Source organism: Pseudomonadota bacterium (assembly GCA_039815145.1).
Lineage (GTDB): Bacteria > Pseudomonadota > Gammaproteobacteria > Steroidobacterales > JBCBZW01 > JBCBZW01.
Genome location: JBCBZW010000109.1, coordinates 1 through 17,370, shown reverse-complemented (window position 1 = coordinate 17,370; position 17,370 = coordinate 1). Strand labels below are relative to the sequence as shown.

The 17,370-nt window shown below is 64.9% G+C and carries 21 protein-coding genes; 9 read left to right on the top strand and 12 right to left on the bottom strand.

What is annotated here, in order from left to right; translation table 11 throughout:
* A partial coding sequence (locus AAF184_19835; GenBank protein MEO0424599.1) for an alpha/beta hydrolase occupies window positions 1-593 on the top strand: 593 nt, incomplete at its 5' end.
* 8 nt (window positions 594-601) lie between these two features.
* Here the strand turns inward: AAF184_19835 and AAF184_19830 are convergent.
* From AAF184_19830 to AAF184_19800, 7 genes are all read right to left on the bottom strand, one after another.
* Window positions 602-1,060, bottom strand: a complete 459-nt coding sequence (locus AAF184_19830) for a hypothetical protein (GenBank protein MEO0424598.1) — start codon at window positions 1,058-1,060, stop codon at window positions 602-604.
* 222 nt (window positions 1,061-1,282) lie between these two features.
* Window positions 1,283-2,281: a vWA domain-containing protein gene (locus AAF184_19825; GenBank protein MEO0424597.1), complete on the bottom strand. Its 999-nt coding sequence runs from the start codon at window positions 2,279-2,281 to the stop codon at window positions 1,283-1,285.
* Window positions 2,278-2,829, bottom strand: a complete 552-nt coding sequence (locus AAF184_19820) for a hypothetical protein (protein MEO0424596.1) — start codon at window positions 2,827-2,829, stop codon at window positions 2,278-2,280. The genes AAF184_19825 and AAF184_19820 overlap by 4 nt, the downstream gene beginning before the upstream one ends.
* Window positions 2,814-3,830, bottom strand: a complete 1,017-nt coding sequence (locus AAF184_19815; protein MEO0424595.1) for a vWA domain-containing protein — start codon at window positions 3,828-3,830, stop codon at window positions 2,814-2,816. The genes AAF184_19820 and AAF184_19815 overlap by 16 nt, the downstream gene beginning before the upstream one ends.
* Window positions 3,827-4,786 carry a hypothetical protein gene (locus AAF184_19810; GenBank protein MEO0424594.1) on the bottom strand — a complete coding sequence of 320 codons (960 nt, stop codon included), beginning with the start codon at window positions 4,784-4,786 and terminating at the stop codon, window positions 3,827-3,829. The genes AAF184_19815 and AAF184_19810 overlap by 4 nt, the downstream gene beginning before the upstream one ends.
* Window positions 4,779-5,645 (bottom strand): VWA domain-containing protein, encoded by an 867-nt coding sequence (locus AAF184_19805; GenBank protein MEO0424593.1) that lies wholly within the window; start codon window positions 5,643-5,645, stop codon window positions 4,779-4,781. The genes AAF184_19810 and AAF184_19805 overlap by 8 nt, the downstream gene beginning before the upstream one ends.
* Before the next feature lie 35 nt (window positions 5,646-5,680).
* Entirely contained in the window at window positions 5,681-6,703 is a 1,023-nt protein-coding gene (locus AAF184_19800; protein ID MEO0424592.1) for a MoxR family ATPase, read from the bottom strand.
* Window positions 6,704-6,898: 195 nt separating this feature from the next.
* Here AAF184_19800 and AAF184_19795 point away from each other — a divergent pair, with 195 nt between their 5' ends.
* The 8 genes from AAF184_19795 to AAF184_19760 all read left to right on the top strand — a co-directional run bounded on the left by AAF184_19795 (window position 6,899) and on the right by AAF184_19760 (window position 15,213).
* A complete protein-coding gene (locus AAF184_19795) occupies window positions 6,899-7,276 on the top strand; it encodes a hypothetical protein (protein MEO0424591.1) in 378 nt (125 codons plus the stop codon).
* A gap of 215 nt (window positions 7,277-7,491) precedes the next feature.
* Window positions 7,492-9,294 carry a methanol/ethanol family PQQ-dependent dehydrogenase gene (locus tag AAF184_19790; GenBank protein MEO0424590.1) on the top strand — a complete coding sequence of 601 codons (1,803 nt, stop codon included), beginning with the start codon at window positions 7,492-7,494 and terminating at the stop codon, window positions 9,292-9,294.
* A 106-nt stretch (window positions 9,295-9,400) separates the two neighbouring features.
* Window positions 9,401-10,018, top strand: a complete 618-nt coding sequence (locus AAF184_19785) for a cytochrome c (protein MEO0424589.1) — start codon at window positions 9,401-9,403, stop codon at window positions 10,016-10,018.
* A gap of 5 nt (window positions 10,019-10,023) precedes the next feature.
* On the top strand, window positions 10,024-10,935 hold the full coding sequence (locus AAF184_19780) for a quinoprotein dehydrogenase-associated putative ABC transporter substrate-binding protein (protein MEO0424588.1): 912 nt from the start codon (window positions 10,024-10,026) through the stop codon (window positions 10,933-10,935).
* Between the two features lie 129 nt (window positions 10,936-11,064).
* On the top strand, window positions 11,065-12,777 hold the full coding sequence (locus AAF184_19775) for an OFA family MFS transporter (protein ID MEO0424587.1): 1,713 nt from the start codon (window positions 11,065-11,067) through the stop codon (window positions 12,775-12,777).
* 36 nt (window positions 12,778-12,813) lie between these two features.
* Complete coding sequence (locus tag AAF184_19770) at window positions 12,814-13,296, top strand: hypothetical protein (GenBank protein MEO0424586.1); 483 nt, start codon at window positions 12,814-12,816, stop codon at window positions 13,294-13,296.
* Entirely contained in the window at window positions 13,280-14,326 is a 1,047-nt protein-coding gene (locus AAF184_19765; protein ID MEO0424585.1) for a hypothetical protein, read from the top strand. The genes AAF184_19770 and AAF184_19765 overlap by 17 nt, the downstream gene beginning before the upstream one ends.
* Before the next feature lie 167 nt (window positions 14,327-14,493).
* Window positions 14,494-15,213, top strand: a complete 720-nt coding sequence (locus AAF184_19760; protein MEO0424584.1) for a M23 family metallopeptidase — start codon at window positions 14,494-14,496, stop codon at window positions 15,211-15,213.
* Window positions 15,214-15,233: 20 nt separating this feature from the next.
* Here AAF184_19760 and AAF184_19755 read toward each other — a convergent pair whose 3' ends face one another.
* From AAF184_19755 to AAF184_19735, 5 genes are all read right to left on the bottom strand, one after another.
* A complete protein-coding gene (locus tag AAF184_19755) occupies window positions 15,234-15,866 on the bottom strand; it encodes a phosphatase PAP2 family protein (protein MEO0424583.1) in 633 nt (210 codons plus the stop codon).
* Between the two features lie 24 nt (window positions 15,867-15,890).
* Window positions 15,891-16,355 (bottom strand): molybdenum cofactor biosynthesis protein MoaE, encoded by a 465-nt coding sequence (locus tag AAF184_19750; protein ID MEO0424582.1) that lies wholly within the window; start codon window positions 16,353-16,355, stop codon window positions 15,891-15,893.
* 4 nt (window positions 16,356-16,359) lie between these two features.
* On the bottom strand, window positions 16,360-16,602 hold the full coding sequence (locus AAF184_19745; protein MEO0424581.1) for a MoaD/ThiS family protein: 243 nt from the start codon (window positions 16,600-16,602) through the stop codon (window positions 16,360-16,362).
* Window positions 16,599-17,243, bottom strand: a complete 645-nt coding sequence (locus AAF184_19740) for an NTP transferase domain-containing protein (protein ID MEO0424580.1) — start codon at window positions 17,241-17,243, stop codon at window positions 16,599-16,601. The genes AAF184_19745 and AAF184_19740 overlap by 4 nt, the downstream gene beginning before the upstream one ends.
* The coding region (locus tag AAF184_19735) for a cyclic pyranopterin monophosphate synthase MoaC (protein ID MEO0424579.1) at window positions 17,243-17,370 on the bottom strand (128 nt) is incomplete at its 5' end. The genes AAF184_19735 and AAF184_19740, both read right to left, overlap by 1 nt.

The following is a 17,370-nucleotide window of genomic DNA, read 5'->3' as shown; positions in this document are numbered from 1 at the left end:
TGGTCGGCCATTCCTTTGGCGGCCTCAACGTGCAGCTGTTCGCCAAGCGCAATCCCGAGCGGGTGGCGGGCCTCGTGCTGGTGGATTCCTCCCACGAGCGACAGTTCGAAGCCTTCGATGCAGCTGGACTGCCATCGGTGGCCCCGCGCGGCAACAGCTTCATGCTGCGCAACTACAACAACGTGCCCAGCAACATGCCGCCGGCGGTGCGCCCCCTCGCGCAGAAGTTCGCCTACGCGTCTGACACGGTGGTGTCGATCCACAGTGAACTTGCCAACATGCGTCGAAGTGCGCAGCAACTCGCGGCTGATGCGCCGCTACCGGACATTCCTATGGCTGTGGTGATCCACGATCCCTCGCCTTACCTGGCGTCGCCCCGAAGCGCGACGATGGCGTCCTTGTGGAAACGTCTGCAGACCGAACTCGCCCAGCAGACCTCCCACTCGAAGCTAATCGTCTCGCAGACGTCCGATCACTACGTGCAGTTCGCTGACCCCACCACGGTGACCGAGGCCATCGTCGATGTGATCGGTCAGGCGCGCGGCGTCGACATCGCCTGCCAGGTGGTCGCGCCGGAGCCCTTCACCTGCTGAGAATCACCTCAGTCGACGTAGTCGACGCTCGCCACCTCGTCCGTCTTCACCGTCGGCTCGCTTGCGTAGCGGCAAGCAGTAGGGTGTAAGCGCATGGGGTTCACCGCATTGCCCAGCTGCAGCATATAGTCGCTCTGCACGCTGTAGGCTTCGCGCTCCCGCGCGATGCTGTGCTCGCACGAGAAGGTGTCGAATTCCCCGCTGCGGTGCTGCAGGTAGTGCACGAGCTCATGCACGATCAGGCTCTTGGCGAAGGATGAGGTGGAGTAGCGCAAGCGCTCATCGACGTAGATGATCCCCTCGTCGTTGTACCAGCCGATGACTTTGCAATCGCGATCGCCGCAGACCTCGTGCACGAAGAATTCGTGCAAGCGGTATTCGAGCTTGGGGGGCTGCTCGGGGGCAGGATAGCCACTTAAATGAACCGCCCAGCTCAGCAGCGCTGGCATCATGACCTGAAGATCCATCGAAACCCTCCTCGCCCGATCGGACGGTGGAGCGCGGCTGCTCATCTGCAGGCGCACTGGTTGACGTAACTTGCACCTTCAGTTTGAGCATAGGCACCGGCGGCGCGTCGGCACCTACGTCACAACTTCACGTCGAGCAACTGTGACCCACTGGTATATCTCAAGCGGGCGCTCACTCAAAGTGATACGCAGGTCGCGAAATGGGTCGCCAAAATGGATTTGCTAGGTACCCAACGGGCCTCGACGCTGAAGCCGCGCGCGAACGGCGGGCAGCAGCAGGTAGAGCAGCAACAGCACCAGGGTCACGGCGCCGAGGAGCGGCGCGGTGGGCGCATCCACCTTGATCTGCTCGGCAAAACGCGACTGGCGTAGAGCGCGCACCAGATCAGCGGGCTGCTGGACGCGCACGTAGTCGAGCAGGGCCTGGTCGGCAATCGACTGCAGGTACTCTTCGCGCAGCGACGACATGTGCTCCGTGCCCGCGGCGATGAGTCGTTGCACCTCAGCCGCGTTCTCGATGCCCTCCCCCTCGACATCGCCGCTGCGCCCCAGCTGATAGTTGTCCAGCTGTTGCACGTCCTCGGCACGCCAATAGCCAAGCACTTCGCCCTCGTCGGAGATGACCGGAATGGGCATGAGCTCATCGCCACCCACACCGATCACCAAGCCGTCCACCTGCTCCGCGTACTGCTCGAAGGGCACGTGGAAGGTGGGCGGCACCGGGGGCGCCTCATGACCGTCGGTGACGAAGACCAGGCGGATATCGCCCTCCATCTCGGTCACCGAGCGCATGGCGGAGTAGAGCCCCTTCGCCACCTCGCTGCGCGACACCCATGCGAGGCGCCAGTCCAGGGAGTTCAAGGTGGTCTCGAAGGCGCCGACGTTGCCGCACACCTCAACCGGCGAGAACAGCATGAGGCTGCGATGCTCCGTGAACATCGCAAGCCCCGCTTTGGAACCGCAGGGCAGGCGCCGCAAGGACTGGCGGATGGCAGCGCGGGCGAATTCGAGACGGGGCACCGTCTCGCCGTTCAGTTGCACGTCCGCCACGTTCATGCTCTGGGTGACATCGAGCACGAAGAGATAATCAAAGCGCGGCTGGGCGAGGCGCACCGTCGGGTTCACCGCCGCCGTCAGCAGCAGCAGCAACATCAGCGGCAGCAACCAAAAGCGCGGCTGCGCCCACCAGGCGCGACGCTCTGTGGCCCAAGAGCCGCTCAAGGCAGCTGCTCCTCCACCCGCATGGTGCTGATCGCGCGTTCGCTGCGCTCGGGGTTTCGCTCCTCATCGGCGGGAAGGTCGGCCACCTCCGGCAGCAGCAGGAGCGTGAGCTCGAGGTTGTACTTGGCGTCGAAGTTACCGGGGTCCGAGATGAGCAGATTGCGGTAGTGCTGCTTGGCCTGCTCCACGAGCGGTACCAGCAGGTCTTGATCGGATTCCAGGTCGAGGTTGATCGCGCGCCTGAGGTACAGGTTCGCCAGATTGAAGCGTGCGATGCGGGCAGTGGCATCGTCAGCCTCGGCGCCAAGCATCAGCCTAGACCAGGCGAGCACCTTGTCATCGAAGGCCTCATCATCGAGAGCGTAGGCGCGCGCCGCGAGCGCCTGGCGCGGCAGCCCCTCGCGCGTCGCCTGCTCGTAGTCCTGGGCGGCCAGGGCACGGTTGTAGCCCAGGTCCCGCCGCCACGCGTCCACTTCCAGCAGGAAGAGCAGGGCCAGAGCGACCATCACCACCCAGGCGCCGCGCACTAAACTCAGACTATCGACCACGATCTCACCTGCGCTGCATGAGCCAGCAGCATGATCAACAACAACGGGGACGCCAAGGCGAAGCAATAGGGCGCCAGCTCCACGCGCGGATGCAGCTCTTCGTACACGATGGGCAGGCTCTGCAGGCGATTCACATCGTCGATCGCGCGCTCGAGCGCTTCGCTGTCCTCCGCATCGTAGGCGCGATAAGGTGTATCGAGTTTCTCGAAGAACCGATGCAGCGCGCGGGCGGGCGCGGTGGCCTCATCAAACTCCACATCGTCGCCGAAGATCCCTTCGCTGAACCCGGACCTTACGTACAACCAATAGAGCGTCACCTGGTGCTTGCGAAACAGGTTCTGCAGCTCAAGGCGCGTCGCCACATCGAGCTTCGCGCCACCGTCTGAGATCAGCATAATCAACCGAGAGCCGGTGTACTCGCGCCCCTCGAAGAAGGCCAGCGCGCGCAGCAAGCCAGCGCCGATGTCCGTCGAGGCGAGGCCACGCCCTACGTTCCCCGCCGCGATCGCCGCCTGGATCATCTCCTGACTCTCGGTGAGGGCGAGCACGGGTATCGGCGAGGAGCTGAATATCGTCATCGCGTACATGTCGTCCTGGCGCCGCGCCACGAACTCCTGCAGCAAGCGCCGCGCCGTCGCGCCCTTCGACTCACCCACGGCCAGCGCGGCCCCGGTGTTGCGGAAGTTGGACCGGCGGCGGCCGGCGGCGAAGGGCTGATCCATGCTTCGACTACGATCCAGGAGCATCACGATCTGCGCCCCCGAGCCCGTGCGCAGCTCCGCCACCGGCGGCTGGTGCAGCCCTGCCAATCCCAATAGCAGCAACACAAGCAATAGGGCCGGCGCCACCCGCAACAACACGGCCACCGCTTTGGACAGTGGATCCGGCGGCAGCAACGCCAGGGACGAGTACGGCACCGGGGTCTCGCGGCGCAGGAACAACGGCAGCAATGCCAGAGGCAGGAGCAGCAGCAAGGCCGGTTGAGCGAAAGCGAGATTCACGGAGCGCTCAGCTCCAGCACGGACAGGCGACGACAGACGTCGACCAGTCGCTGCGCGCCTATCGGCTCCTGCGTCGCGCGCTCGGCGTCTGCCTGCGAGGTGAAGAAGAACCGATGGGATTGCTCGAACACCTCGGCGATCGCGCCCCGCTCGGTCGCGTAGAGGGGTTGGGCGAGGAAAAACGCGTCCAGGTCATCGCGCATCACCACGCGCCCCGCTGCCTCGTTGACGGCCGCATGAAAGCGCCGCAGGCCAGCGTCGGAGGGCACATCCGTCTCTGCGTGCTTGGCCAGGTTGCGTAGGTCGTGAAGCGCAGCCGTGAACGGCCGACGCCAGCGGGCCAACCACACGGCGCCGAAGTGGCAGTAGAACAGGTACAGCGCCAACACCAGCACGGCGAGACCCACCAAGGTCAGCCGCACGAAGTGCTCCGACCAGGGGGCGGGCAGCGGCGGTACGTCCGCCCGCACGTCCGCGGCCGTGAGGAACTCGGCATCGCTTTGCGGCACCACGGCCAGCTGCGTAAACGACCACTCGGGCACGTTGATCGGCACGCTGCGACCCGGTCGGGTGGTGACGAGCTCCCAGGAGGGTATCACCCGCTGCGCCGAGACACCTCCTTCGGCTATCGAATTTATCAGGCGATAGGTGAGCGCCACCTCCGTGTAGTCGCCACGCGAGCCGATATCCACGGCCACAAGCTCGAGCCAGAAACTCAGGCGCCCGACCTGCGGAAGCTCCTCGCGATCCAGCTGCCAGCCGTTCTCGACCTTTAGGCGCAAGGTGCGCGTGAACTCATCGCCTATGAACCACGCGTAGGCGCGCGGATCCTCGATCGCCATGTCCTCGACGTTGGCCTCGGCGATGGGTGCCCAAGCGACGAGCGTCGCGAGCAGGCCTAGAACAACTGCGGCAGCGGCGCTTCCAGCGCCTCGCGCTCGAACTATCCTATCCATAGAAGTAGCGACTCACCGTTTCGGCATCGAAGCGCGTGCCTAGCATCAGCGGCCGCCGACCATGACGCGACAGGGTGCGCAGCACCTCGCTCCGGTGCTCGTCCACCTGGCGCTCGATGCGCTTGCGCAGGGAGGGCCGCATGACCAGCAAGCGCTCGTGGCCAGACTCCGCATCGCGCAACCTTACCAACCCGAAGTTGGGCAGCTGGCGCTCCGCCTCGCTCCAGATGGGCACCGGCACCACGTCGTGGCCGCCGAGTGCTGCCATCAGCCGTTCGAGATCCGCCAGTGGGAAGTGGAAATCCGATAAAAAGAAGAGCAACCCACGCTGGCGCGGCAGGTAGTGGGTCGCCGCCAGCAGGCCACGGGCGCCGTTGCCGTCTGGCTGAAAGGACCGCAAGCGTTGCGCGTGAGCGAGGCCCGCACCACGCCGGCGCGTGGTGGGCAGGCAGAGCTCCCGGCGTACCTGCGTGTCCGCGCTGATCACACCGAAGCTATCGCCCGTGCGCACGGCCGAGAAACCCAGGGCCGCGACGAAGTCGGCCATGAGGTCCAGGGTGCCGCCGGCGGCCGCGGGCATCGACGCGGACACGTCGAGCAGGGCGGTGACCGGGATGCTGCCGAGCTGGCGGTAGGCGCGCAGGCGCAGGGACCGCTGAGGATCGCGCTGCGTGGCGAGCACGTCGAAGCGGCGCGGATCCGTCGTCTCCAGCAGCGAGACGTGGCCGTAGAAGTCCACGCCAGGGCCGAGCCGTCGGCTCGCGTGCGCGCCAGGCAGCGGGCTGCCCGAGCGCCACCCAATGCGGTAGTGGAACTCGGCGACCGGCGACGAGCCGCCAGTCGGTGCGCTGTCAACCATCGCCGATGTGGACGGGCGCCGCGCGGCCGCTGTCGTCAAGGCGCCGCCACCCGATCCAGCAACGACGCGACGAAGGGTTGGATGAGCGCGGCCCGCTGCAGTTCGTAAACGGGCTTGAAGAACACGCGGTGCGCGATGGACTCGTAGAACACAAAGCGCAAGTCCTCGGGCAACATCTGATCGCGCCCCTCGAGCCACGCCTGCACGCGCGCGGCGCGCAGCAACATGCTGGATCCGCGCGGGCTCACCCCCGCCTCGACGAGCTCACCCACGTCGACATCGCTCACATCCACGCCGTACGCGGCAGGATCGGCGGTGGCCATGCACAGGTCCAACGCGTACTCCTGCAGCCGCTCCGTACCGCTCACATGGTGCTGGATCGCACTCGCGATCGACCCCAACCGCTCGTGCGGGACCAGGCCGGCGGGTACGCTCTCCACCAGCGCGTCCGCGTCGTGGAAGCGCGTGTCGAACATCAACTGGCGCTGCAGATCGCGGTCCTCGGGGCGCTCGATCAAAATCTCCATCGCGAAACGATCACGGGCCGCCGCCGGCAACTCGAACGTCTCTTCCTTCTCCACGCGATTTCGATCGGCAAACACCTGCAGGAACGGCAGCGGATGGTCTTGGTTGAACGCGGCCACGCTGCGCTCCGCCATCACGCGCAGAAGCAACGAGTGCAGCTGCGGGCGGGCTCTATTGACCTCATTGAAGAAGAAGACCGAGAGCGCTTCGCCGTGGCGCAGCAAAGGCCCCGGCGCCACGCGCGGCTGACCATCCTCGGTGATATAGGTGTAGTACACGAGATCGCTCGGCATCAGATCGACCGTGCCCTCGATGCGCGAATAGGCACCGCCGATCGCTCTCGCAATGCAACGCAGCATCGTTGTTTTGCCAACGCCGACGTCACCTTCGAGGAGCACGTGGCCGCGCGCGAACACGGACACCAGGATCAACCTCACAGCACGTGACTGCCCCAGCAGCGCGGCATTGACCGCGCTCTCCAAGACCAGTGCCTGTTCGCGTGAATCCTGCAGCAGCTGTTCGTTGACCGTCACGAGCGTTGATCTCCATCACAGCAAGAAGTCCATGGCTGCCCTAGGCTACCGCCACCTCGATGCCGCCTACCTGCCACACGCGTCTCCTGCTGAATTTCACGACAGTTGGCGACGGGGGTTGAACCGAAGCCAAGTGAGGCTGGTATCATAGGCAACCCTGTTTTGGGATGTCACACCGGCACACCAAAGGACGGAATGCACAACACGATCACTGCCACGGCCGCCCTCCTCGGCGCCGCCCTCCTCACCGTTGCTCCTGCACCTGCAGGCGCCAACGACTTTCCGACCCAAACCCGGGTCGAATACGTTCTGCAGTGCATCAAAGATTATGGCGGCGAAACGTACAAGAATGTGTACGGTTGCGTCTGCATGATCGATAAGATCGCGGAGCAAATGAGCTTCGCCGATTACGACGAAGGCACCACGTTCGGCAACATGCGCACCGTTCCCGGTGAGCGCAGCGGAATCTTCCGCGACAACGCCCGTGGTCGCGAACTGGGGAAGACCATTGAAAAGGTCCGCGAAGACGTCGCTGACGCGTGCCTGATGAGCAAGCCCGCCGGGGAGTCGTAACCGCTGGCTCACGTTACGAAATTCCCATTCTTGAAGTGGCATTGCTTTGGCTCAGCCCGCGGCTATACTCGGTCTTGATTCGGGCAAAGCCACAGTTTCTCCACATCGGTTTTTCCGGCCGGCGTGGAAAAAAGGTGCTGGAGCATCCCTCGGGGAGTCCAGCCTATCCAAAGGCCGACGTTGTGTCGGCATCTTTCTCTGAGGGGGGAAAGTTAATGTCCAAGCGCTTTGTAAGCCTCGCTGCAGCTTCCGCTGTAGCACTGACGTCCGGGCTGGCCATGGCCAACCAAGACGTCATGCGCCTCACCAAGGATCCCAGCAACTGGGCGATCTGGGGTGGCAACTACGCTGGTCAGCGTTTCTCTAAGCTTGACCAGATCAACACCGGTAACGCTCGCGATCTGCAGGTGGCGTGGAGCTTCTCCACGGGCGTGCTGCGCGGTCACGAAGGCGGCCCCCTGGTCGTCGGTGACACGCTGTACATCCACACTGCGTTCCCGAACAAGGTGTTCGCTATCGACCTGAATGATCAGACCCTGATCTGGTCCCACGTCCCCGTGCAGAACCCGGACACCATTCCGGTGATGTGCTGTGACACCGTGAACCGCGGTCTCGCCTACGCTGACGGCAAGATCTTCCTGCAGCAGGCTGACACCACCCTGAAGGCGCTCAACGCCAAGACGGGTGAAGTCATGTGGGCCATCAAGAACGGTGATCCCTCGAAGGGTTCCACCAACACCAACGCACCGATCGTCATCAAGGACAAGGTGTACACCGGTATCTCCGGTGGTGAATTCGGTGTGCGTGGCTTCGTAGCCGCCTACAACACCAGCGATGGTTCGCTGGCGTGGAAGGCCTACAGCACCGGTCCTGACGATGAGATGCTCGTCAACCCGCGCAAGACCATGGTCATGGGCAAGCGCATCGGCAAGAACTCTTCCCTGAAGAGCTGGAAGGGCGACCAGTGGAAGATCGGTGGCGGTACCACCTGGGGCTGGTACACCTACGATCCTCAGGAAAACCTGATCTACTACGGCACGGGTAACCCGTCCACGTGGAACCCGGTTGTGCGTCCTGGTGACAACAAGTGGACCATGACCCTCATGGCTCGCGACGCTGACACCGGTGAAGCTCGCTGGTTCTACCAGATGACCCCGCACGATGAGTGGGATTACGACGGCATCAACGAGAGCGTCCTCGCCGACATCGAGATCGACGGCAAGATGCGCAAGGTGATGGTGCACTTCGACCGCAACGGTTTCGGTTACACGCTGGACCGCGTGACTGGCGAACTGCTGGTTGCCGAGAAGTACGACCCCGCTACCAACTGGGCCACGCACGTCGACATGAAGACGGGCCGCCCGCAGGTTGTGGACCGCTACAGCACGGACAAGAACGGTGAGGACTTCAACACCACCGAGATCTGCCCGGCCGCACTGGGTTCCAAGGACCAGCAGCCTGTTGCTTACTCGCCGAAGACCAAGGTCTTCTACGTGCCGACCAACCACGTCTGCATGGACTACGAGCCGTTTGAAGTCGAGTACGTTGCGGGTCAGCCGTACGTAGGCGCCACGCTGAGCATGTACCCGGCGGGTCGCGTGCTGGGTGACGGCACCAACAACCTCGGTAACTTCATCGCCTGGGACGCTGCCGAAGGCAAGATCCTGTGGTCCATCCCTGAGCGTTTCTCCGTCTGGAGTGGCGCGCTGGCGACCGCTGGTGACATCGTCTTCTACGGTACCCTCGAGGGTTACCTGAAGGCTGTGTCCGCTGACACGGGTAAGGAGCTGTACAAGTTCAAGACCCCGTCCGGCATCATCGGCAACGTCAACACCTGGATGCACAACGGCAAGCAGTACGTGGGTGTCCTCTCGGGCATCGGCGGCTGGGCCGGCATCGGCATGGCCGCTGGCCTCGAGAACGACACCGACGGCCTGGGCGCCGTGGGTGCGTACAAGAAGCTGAGCGACTACACCCAGCTGGGTGGTGTGCTGACGGTCTTCTCGCTGGGCAACTAAGTCCACGCGAAACTGATCCGAAAACAAAAGCAATAAGCGTCTAAATTGTCCCCGGTCATCGTAAGATGGCCGGGGATTTTTTCGTTTCATGGATGGAGAAACGTCGATGGGATCATACGACGCACACCCCGGCGCGCGACCCCTGCGGCTGGCTACCGTTGCCCTTGCAAGCAGCGTGCTGCTATCGCTGACCCTCGCCTGTACGCCGCCATCTAACGACGCCACGGAAGCGGCCGCGCCGACTGACGAGAGCGAGGCCACACCGGAGGCGAGCGCGGTGCAAGCCGACGCCGACAGCACCGGCGCTAGCGACTCGCCGACGACGCCGCAAGAGCCAGTCGCCGCCGCCGTGACGGACACCGCCGCTGAAGAAGGCGACGGCAACGCACCGCCCTACGACATCGCGTGCGACGCCGACGGCAACTGCCTGGTCGACAAGGCCACCTACGTGGGCTGGCGCACCTACCACGCCGCCTGCCACGTCTGCCATGCCCAGGACGCCGTCGGCAGTACCTTCGCCCCGAGCCTGGTCACCCGCCTGCAGGAGATCGACAAGGCACGCTTCTACGAGAGCGTGACCAACGGCTACACCGGGCAACTCGGCGTCATGCCCGCCTGGGGCGCAGACCCGAACGTGAATACCAAGTTCGACGAACTCTACGCCTACCTCAAAGCGCGCTCAGACGGTATCCTCGGCGCCGGACGTCCAACACGGAAACGTTGAAGCTTATGAACAAGCCCCTGATTCACACGCTGGCGCCCGTGGCGTTAGCCGTTCTCGGCCTGAGCGGGATGGCCCATGCCGACCACCACGTCGAGGACAATGCCTTCCGCGTCTGCGCTGATCCCAACAACCTGCCGTTCTCCAACCAGGCGGGCGAAGGCGTCGAGAACCGCATCGCGAGCCTCTGGGCTGAACGCCTCGGCCAGCCCCTCGAGTACGAGTGGTTCCCGCAGCGCCGCGGCTTCGAACGCATGACCCTGCGCTCGCAAAACCCCGCCAACCGCTCAGGTTACAAGTGCGATGTGGTGATCGGCGTGGCCAAGGGGTGGGAGCTGGGGATCACCACCCAGTCCTACTACCGCTCCACATGGGCCCTCGCCTACCTCGAGGGCGGCAAGCTGGACGGCGCTCAGTCACCTCAGGACATTATTAGCCTACCGGCGGAGCTGAAGGAGACGGTGTCGGTCGCCACCTTCGTCGGCACACCCGCCTCGGTCTGGCTGTCCCGACATGGACTGGACTACAAGCTGCGGCCTTACCAGGCGCTCGACGCCGACCCCAACCGCTACCCCGGCCAGTTGATCGAGAATGACCTGCGCGCGGGAGAAGTCGACCTAGTCATCCTGTGGGGCCCCGTCGCGGGGTTCTTCGCCAACCGGGTCAACGAAGCGAACGATGGCCCGAAGGTGGTCGTGATTCCCCTCGAGTCGGGTGATGGTCTGACCTTCGACTTCACCATCGCCTCAGGCGTGCGCTACGGCGATGGCAAGCGACGCGAGCAGATCTCCGCCCTGCTACGTGACACCGAATCGGAGGTCACCGCGCTGCTGACCGAATACGGCTTCCCGCTTCTGCCTATCGGCGAGGAACGTGATGATGATGATGATGATGATGATGACGACGACGATGACGACTGAGTAGGTCCCAGCGTCGTACACCGACTCGGAGGCGGCGGCCGGCAACACCGGTCGTCGCCTTTTTTTGTGTATGCTGCCGTGCCAGGCAAGCGGCATTCAGATCACCAGGCGTAAAGGAAGGAGCGACGGATGGCAGGCTTATTGTCGAAGGAGCGCATCGTTGCCGGCCCAGGCTTCAATCGTTGGCTGGTGCCTCCCGCCTCCATCGCCATCCACCTTTGCATCGGCTCCGTCTACGCCTGGAGCATTTTCAACCCCGCCCTGACCAAATCCCTCGGCGTGGTCACCAGTGCGGCAGACGACTGGACCTTGAGCAGCGTTGCCACCACCTTCACCGTCGCCATCGTGTTCTTAGGTATCGCCGCGGCCTTCGCTGGCAAATGGCTGGAGCGGGTCGGCCCACGCATGGTGGGGGTCACCGCCGCCTGCTGCTGGGGCGGTGGCTTCATCGTCGGCGGCCTCGGCATCCTCACCCATCAGCTCTGGTTGCTGTACCTCGGGTACGGCGTGCTCGGCGGCTGCGGCCTCGGCCTGGGTTACGTCTCGCCCGTGAGCACCTTGATCCGCTGGTTCCCCGATCGTCGCGGCATGGCCACGGGCATGGCGATCATGGGTTTCGGCGGCGGCGCCATGATCGGCGCGCCACTGAAGGAGTTCCTGATCTCCACCTTTTACCAGGCGCCGCAGTATCTCGGTCCCGTCGCCGACGTCGATCTGGTCACGGAGGCCGGCAAGCGCTTCGCCGAAGTGGGCGGAGAGCTGCTCGAAGTGGTGGTGGTCGGCGCCAACGACGTGGCTAACATGCTCGTCGCAGGGCCTGAGGGCGTGTACGTGGTAGGGACGGGCAGCGTGGGCCTTGCGCCCACCTTCTTCGCCCTCGGCGTGCTCTACTTCGTGGTGATGATGATTGCGGCCTTCGCCTATCGCATCCCCGCACCGGACTGGACGCCGGCCGGCTGGACCCCGCCGACCGACGCCGCGCGCAGCGCCAAGATGATCACCACCCGCCACGTAGACATCGACGAGGCACTCAAGACCCGCCAGTTCTACCAGCTGTGGATCGTGCTCTGCCTCAACGTGACCGCCGGTATCGGCGTGCTCAGCGTGGCGAAGACGATGATCAACGAGATCTTCGGCACCACCCTGCCTGGCATCGTTGATGGCACCTTCGCCGCCACCTACGTGGTCATGATCAGCCTGTTCAACATGATCGGCCGCTTCTTCTGGGCCAGCACCTCGGATTTCCTCGGCCGCAAGAACACCTACTGGGTCTTCTTCGCCCTCGGCATCGCTCTCTACGCCTCGATTCCCTTCGCCGCGCAGCAGGTGAGCGCCAGCCCCTCCGCGATCTGGCTGGTCTACTTCTATGCTGCCACCATGATCATCTTCACCATGTACGGGGGCGGCTTTGCCACGATCCCGGCCTACCTGGCAGATGTGTTCGGTACGCGCTACGTGGGCGGCATCCACGGCCGTCTGCTCACGGCCTGGAGCATGGCGGGCGTACTAGGCCCCCTCGCCATCACGGCCCTGCGCGAGTACTCCCTGCGCAACGCGCTCTCGTCGCTGGCAGCGCAGGTGGATCCCGAACGCTTCCGCGCCGCCTTCGGCGCCGGCCTCGACCAGCTCGACGCGCTAATCAGCCAGAAGACCGTCACCGTGGCCAAGCTGATGGAGATCGCGCCCGCGGGCACGGTCGATCCCACCCCCAGCCTCTACAACCTGACCATGTACCTCATGGCGGCACTGCTCGCGGTGGCCCTGGTGAGCAACGCCCTGATGGCGCCCGTGGACGAACGGCATCACATGAGTGACGAGGAGTTGCGCACGTCCACGGACTGACCGGCTCAGTCCGTCGCGCCGCGCCAGCAACACTCCATGTCTGCCACCGCCCCACAGCGTCTCGCTTTCCTCGGCGCCGCCCTGGCGCTGCTCGCGGGCCTCGCCTGCTACCTATGGCTACGTCCCGTCGGCGTGGGGCCGGCGCTACTGCTCGGGAGCACACCCGCTCTGACCCACGCTTTCGCCTTCGCAGCCCTGCTCCTGCTCGCGGCACGACCGCACCGCCTGCGCCACCGTCGATGGCTACTCGGCGGGTGGCTGGCGCTGTTGGTCGGCTTCGAGGCCCTGCAACTGCCCGCCGCGCAACCTTGGGTGAGCCACTCGGTCCAAGCCCTGGAAGGCGCGTGGCCCTACCTCGCGTCGCTGCTGCGCGCGCATGGCGCCGGCACCTTCGACACCTACGATGTGCTCGCCAGCGCCGTGGGCGTCGCCCTGGCAGCTTGCCTACTTCGCCCCGCGCGACCTACCGACCCGCGCCGGCTCATCCAATCGAGAGAATCTCATGCCGCATCTTCGTGACCACCGACCCGCCCTCACCGTCGCCGTCCTGGCCGCAGGCCTGTGGACCTTGCTCGCCAGCAGCACCTTCGAGGAAGGCGAGCCGGACACGCAGGCGCGCGTGAGCTTCGCCGTCAGCACGAGCACCACGCCGATCAGCTTGGAGGATGGCACGGTCGAGTCGATCGCCATGAACCTGCGCGTCGCCGGCGACTACGAAGACGACCTCGGCGACCCCATCACCATCCAGCGCGACAACCTCACGGTGGACGTCTCCACGACCTTCGATCTGTCCGTGAGCGCCGTGGACGGCGAGGACGACATCGCCAGCGAGAACATCGAGTTCGGCACCGCGTTCGAGGTGCTGCTGGACATCGATCAGGATCCGGACCAGGGGCAGTTCTCGGTGAACATCGACGGCACCACCACGCTGCTCACGGTGGAGAACGACGGCTTCACCATCGAAACCACCGGCAACGACACGATCAGCCGAGACTTCGATGACTTCCGCGCCGCCGTCGAGGATGAGGACGAGGACGAACCCGACGACGTACGCCTTTCCGCCGCCGCCTACGCCTTCGTCCCCCTCGCGCTGCAGATTGCCCGCATCGCAGAGGACTTCGCTGACGATATCGAGTTCAACGCCGAAACCCTCGAGGGCATGAACCTGAACGAATCGTTGACGTTGACCTGCAGCAACACCGGCGGTGAACGGGTCATCATCTGGACCCAGGATGCCTCCGGCACCGGCGAGGGCGAGGTCGGCGAGGGCGACAGCTTCGAGCTGCGTGTCGAGAGCTGCTTCGACAGTCAACTGAATCGCTTTCTGGACGGGGTGATCACCTTGGCGGACTACATTCCCATCGACGAAGACGCTAACGAGCGCAGCTTCGGCGCCACCCTCGACCTGGCGCAACTGTTCATCAGCGAGCAGGAAGTGAACGTCGGCACCAACGCCTCCAGCACCTCACCACGGGTCGACGGCACCGTGGTCGTGCGCTACGACGAGGTGGAGCTCGAAGTGATCTCGGATGACGAGGATACGCTCTAGCCGTCGCCAAACTCCCCACGCCGTAGACGCCAGTTCTGCTGATCGGCGAACCCCCAGCGCCAGCGCACCGCGCGACGCGATGGGGATCCTACACTTTCGGCGCTGTTGCTTAAGGAGGACTTTGGCGATTTCACGGCGCGCCAACGGTCGGCGCAAGGAGTGATCAGATGATGCGATACGCGATGCTCGTGGCGGTGGCGCTGCTCCTCACCGCCGGCTGCGCAGACAACACCGAGCGGCCCTACCGCTTGCCCTACGCCAATGGCGTGAGCGTCACCATCACCGCCGACCACGAGGATCACGCCAACCCGCCGGAGCAGATGTTCGACATGCGGGCGAGCGAACCGGATCAGGTGATCGTCGCGGCGGCGCGCGGCTGGGTCCGCGAGATCGAGGATACGAAGGACTCGACCTCGACCACCAACAACTACGTCTGGATCGAACATCCCCTCGACTACTGCCAACCGGCGGGCAGCACGCCACCGGGCAACGGGGGCCTTGCCACCGAGTGCCGCACCTGCCGGGACGGTCTAGGGCGCTGCAACGAATGGACCCTCTACGCGCACATGCGTCAGGGCTCCGTCAGCGCCGCTCCGCCCCTGGGCGCGGGTCTGTCGGTGGGCGACTGGGTGTTGGAGGGACAGGCCATCGCGGTGGAGGGCGATGTGGGCTGCCAGCAGTTCAGCCCGCCGTGCACGCGCCACCTGCACTTCACGGTATTCGTGTTCGAGCAGGAGTCCCTGCTCGCCCAACCATCCGACAACGGCGACTACGAGGAGTACGCCGCCTTACACGGACGGCCGGAGCGGGTGCCCTTGTTTTGTACTACCACGGGCCCGCGGCTGGTCGATACGGGCCTTAGCTACACACCGGATGCGTGCCCCTGAGGCTCTCTGACCGCCGAACGTCAAAGCAACCGCAATAGCGGCTCGGCCGCCTCGCGCAGGGACGCGCTGGCCGAGGCCAGGGCCCAGCCGATCGCAGCGCCGGCGATCACGTCCGTCGGGTAATGCAACCCCAGCACGGGGCGCGACAAGCCGACCAGGATGGCGAAGGGCACTAGAAGAGAGGCGAGCTCCGGAAAAGACGCAAGGCAGATCAGGGTGAAGCTGACCGCGTGTAAGGTGTGGCCGGACGGAAAGCTGTACTGATCGAGCTGCTTAGCGGCGGCGTGGATCGACTCGTGCGACACGTGCGGGCGCTCGCGCACGAAACGACCCTTCATCCAGCGGTAGAGCAGCACGCCGACCACCCCGGTCAGGGCCATCTGCATCGTGGTGTGCAACCCCGCGCGGCCATAGGCCACGGGCAGTACGAACATCAGCACGTACCAGAACACACCGTCGCCCAGGCGGCTTGCCAGCCAGAACACACAGCGCACCACCCCGATCTTACTCAGGCCGTTGAGACCCCGGCAGAGGGACACCTCGGCGTCGTACAGGCGCCTAAGGGCCGGCCAGGTGACGGGCGGGGCCGTCGGCGGTCCATCGCTGGAGAGCTTGTCCGTGGCGCCGTTGGGAGCGCCGAATGGCCTGTTCATGAGCTACATGAATCCTTAGCTTGGTTACTCGTGCGAGTGCTCGCCATGCTTGTGACCGTGGGAGGCGCAGCGCTCACAGTTGACCCAGCCTGAGTCACCGTCTGTGAAGTGCTCCTTCTTCCAGATGGGCACGCGCACCTTCACCTCATCGATGATGTAGCGGGCCGCCTGGAAGGCCTCGTCGCGGTGGGCAGCACTCACGCCCACCCACACGGCCACGTCGCCGATCTCGAGTTGCCCCACGCGGTGCACGCAGCCGGCCTTGGTGATGGGCCAACGCTCAGCCGCTTCGGCGATGATGCGCGCGCCCTCCTTCACCGCCAAGCCCTCGTAGGCCTCGTACTCCAGGCGCAGGACACTGCGACCCTCGTTGTGATCGCGCACCCAACCCTCGAAGGCGACATAGCCGCCGCAGTGATCATCCTGGGTGCGTCCGCGCAGGGCGAAAAGATCTAGCGCTGAATCGGCGAACTCGAAGAACTGACTCATCACCTCAGCCTCCCGCCACGGGTGGGATGAACACCACCACATCACCGTTCGCTAGGCCCGCGTCCCAGGCGCAGAACTCCTCGTTGACGGCCACCCGAAGTGTGTCGCGCGGGGCTTGCAGGCCGTGGCGCTCAGCGAGCTCCGCGTAGAGGTCGGCCGGCGTGCTGGCCGCCGTCTCCACCAACTCCCCCGCCTCGCCGCGCTGTTCGCGCAGGACGGCGAAGTACTCCACCTTGACCTGGATCATGCGTTCTCCTGTGTCGACGACGCGGGCGCACTGGGACGCGACCGAGAGTCGATCGCGGTGGCGATGCGCTGGCGCTCATCGGGCGTGTTGGCGTTATCGAGGCTGGCGGGATCCGCCTGCTCGATCAGCGTGGTGTTCATTCGCAGCAAGGCCTTGCGAGGACAGTTGCGCCCTTCGCTCAGCATCGCGGCGAGGGTGTGCGCGCTGGAGGGCTCCCAGATGGCACAGAGGGGTTCGGGCAGCCCGTCGTGGCTGCTCACGTAGGCAGTGGCATCCGCGTTGGCATCGCGCCGCTCGACCAGCGTGCGCAAGGTCTCGAGGTCGAGGCGCGGTAGGTCGCACGCGACCACCAGCCAGGCGGCCTCGGGAGCCTCCATCTGGGCGGCCCGAATTCCGCTGGCCGGCCCCTCCACGTCGGGCAGGTCGATCAGCTGTGCGTAGCGCGCGCGTTCCGGCTCATCGCGCTGATCGGCGCGCACGGAGAGCTTTACCTCGCCGTCCAAGACGGTGCTGAGCAAGTCGTGGGTCACGGCCAGCTGCGTGCGCTGGTCGTGATAGCGCAGCAAGGCCTTGTCCTCCCGCATACGTCGGCTGCGTCCGCCCGCGAGGAGCAATCCGTGTAAGGGGGCCACAGCGCCCATTACACCGCCTCTCCCGTACGCTCGAAGTCGCGCTTACCGCCCGCCTTGGCCATCAGCTTCACCTCGTGCAATACGATGTCGTGGGACAGCGCCTTGCACATGTCGTACACGGTCAAGGCGGCCACGC